At 67.3% G+C, this 2,556-nt stretch carries 2 protein-coding genes; both read right to left on the reverse strand.

Annotated elements, in window-relative coordinates:
• Window positions 1-1,111: serine hydrolase (locus ASE86_RS01355; RefSeq protein WP_200911470.1), on the reverse strand; the 1,111-nt coding region annotated here is incomplete at its 3' end.
• A 119-nt stretch (window positions 1,112-1,230) separates the two neighbouring features.
• Window positions 1,231-2,556 (reverse strand): L-aspartate oxidase (gene nadB / locus ASE86_RS01360; RefSeq protein ID WP_235523952.1); only part of this gene is annotated, 1,326 nt, incomplete at its 5' end.

The following is a 2,556-nucleotide window of genomic DNA, read 5'->3' on the forward strand; positions in this document are numbered from 1 at the left end:
CGTCGCCGGGCCCGGCGCGGTGGTTGGCGACGATCGCGCTGACCACGCCCTGCATCAGCAGCTGGCGGTCCTGAATCGGACGGCGGGTGTCGCCGATCATGATCGCGACCGCATAGGTCCGCCCGTCGGGTGCGATCAGCAGGCCGACATCGTTGTAGCCGGCCGTGCGACCGAGGAAATCCTGTCCGGTCCCGGTCTTGTGGCCGAACGTCCAGCCCGGTGGCACGGCGCCGCGCATCCGATATTTGCCGGTCTTCGAGCTTTCCATCGTCTCGACCAGATATCGGGTCGAGGCGGGGCTGAGCAGCACGCCCTTCTTCAGCCGTGCCAGCGCGCTGGCGATCGCGGCCGGAGCGGCACCGTCGACCGGATCGGCGACATAGCGTTGATAAGCGGCCTGGCGCACGTTGGCGGGCAGGCGGGCGCGGGCCGCTTCGAACGCGCGGCCCATCGCCATATCCTGGCGCCACGTCAGGCCCGCAGTGCCCGACTGGAGCAGGCGCTCGCCCGGGCCGAAGCGGATGTTGCCCAGCCCCTTTCGGCTGATGAACGAACGAACCGCAGCGGGCCCGCCGACCGTACGCAGCAGGCTGTCGTTCGCGGTGTTGTCGCTCTGCGTCATCGCGCGTTTCAGCAGGTCGCGGACGTTGGTCACATAGGCGCCGTCCTTCGCGACCAGCGATGCGACCGGCTGGTGGAACAGCGTCAGGTCCTCGCGGCGGATCGTCACCGGCGTGTCGAGCGTCAGGCGGCCCGAATCGATCTGGTCCATGACCGTCATCGCGACCCACAGCTTCGACACGCTCTGCTGCGGCATCCGGCGGTCGGCATCGACGCTGTCGACCGCCCAGCCGTCATCGACGCTGCGGATGGCGATGCCAGCCAAGCCGTCGAAATTGTCGCGCAGCGTCTCCACCGCGCGCGTCAAGCCGATCGGTGCGGGCACGCGCGGGGTGAAATCGGGGACGGGCAGGAAACTCTGGTACGACGGCGGCGGCAGATTCCCCGGCACGGGGTCGCCGTGGACACCAGCACCGATCAGCGCGGCCGGCGCCAGGCCGACGAGCGTGATGGCGCGTTCGATACGCGTAAAACTGCCGAGAAAAGTCACGATCGTCGAAATGCCTTCAGCCCCTCAGCCGTCATTGATGTCAAACGCCGCAACCGGACAAGCCGATGCGTGGCCGCCTGCGACGAATCGACTCGTGCTAGCGACCAACAGGTGAACGGTTACGGAACAAGGACCGTGTCCTCGGCCTTTTCAGCCGTTTCCGGGTAATCGAGCGTGTAGTGGAGCCCGCGTGATTCGTGGCGCTGCAGTGCCGATCGCACGATCAGGTCGGCGGCCTGCAACAGGTTGCGCAGCTCGATCAGGTCGGGCGTGACGCGGAAATGGCCGTAGTAATCCGCGACCTCGCCCATCAGCATGTCGATCCGGTGCTGGGCGCGTTCCAGCCGCTTCGTCGTTCGCACGATGCCCACGTAATTCCACATGAAGCGACGGATTTCGGTCCAGTTCTGCTTGATGACGACCTCTTCGTCCGAATCGGTCACCCGGCTTTCGTCCCAGCCGCGGATGGCGGGGGGCGATCGCAGATCGTCCCAGCCGGCCGCGATGCTCTTGGCCGCCGCTTCGCCGAATACGAAGCATTCGAGGAGCGAATTGGACGCCAGGCGGTTGGCGCCGTGCAGGCCCGACTGGGTGCATTCGCCCGCGGCCCACAGGTTGGGGAGATCGGTGCGCCCGTCGCGGTCGATGACGATTCCGCCGCAGGTATAGTGCTGCGCCGGCACGACCGGGATCGGCGCCTTCGTCATGTCCAGCCCCAACCCGATCAGCTTTTCGTAGATGTTCGGGAAGTGCGATGTCACGAAGTCGGCGGGCTGGTGGCTGATGTCGAGGTGGACGTAGTCGAGGCCGTAGCGCTTGATCTCGGCATCGATCGCGCGGGCGACGACATCGCGCGGGGCGAGTTCCATCCGCTCGGCGTCGTAATAGCTCATGAAGCGTTTGCCGGTGGTCGGGTTGATCAGCCGCCCGCCCTCGCCGCGCACCGCCTCGGTAATCAGGAAATTCTTGACCTCCAGATTGTAGAGGCAGGTCGGGTGGAACTGCATGAATTCCATGTTCGAGATGCGCGCGCCCGCGCGCCACGCCATCGCGATCCCGTCGCCCGTCGCGCCGCGCGGCGCGGTCGAGAACTGGTACGTCCGCCCGGCGCCGCCCGTCGCCAGGATCGTCGCGCGCGCGCAATAGGTCTCGACGTTCCCCGTCCGGCGGTTGAAGGCATAGACGCCCCAGACGGTGCCCGCGCCCGAATAGCGTTCCTCATGCCGCCCGGTCGCCAGATCGATCGCGACCATGTCGGGCACCATCGTGATATTGACGTGGGCCTGTGCGGCCTTGAGGAGCGCCTCCTGCACCGCCCATCCGGTCGCGTCGGCGACGTGGACGATGCGGCGGTGCGAGTGACCGCCTTCGCGGGTCAGGTGCAGCGCATCGCCTTCGGTCGCGAACGGCACCCCCAGCGCCTGCAACCGCGCGATCGCGGCGGG

Source organism: Sphingomonas sp. Leaf33 (assembly GCF_001421785.1).
Lineage (GTDB): Bacteria > Pseudomonadota > Alphaproteobacteria > Sphingomonadales > Sphingomonadaceae > Sphingomonas.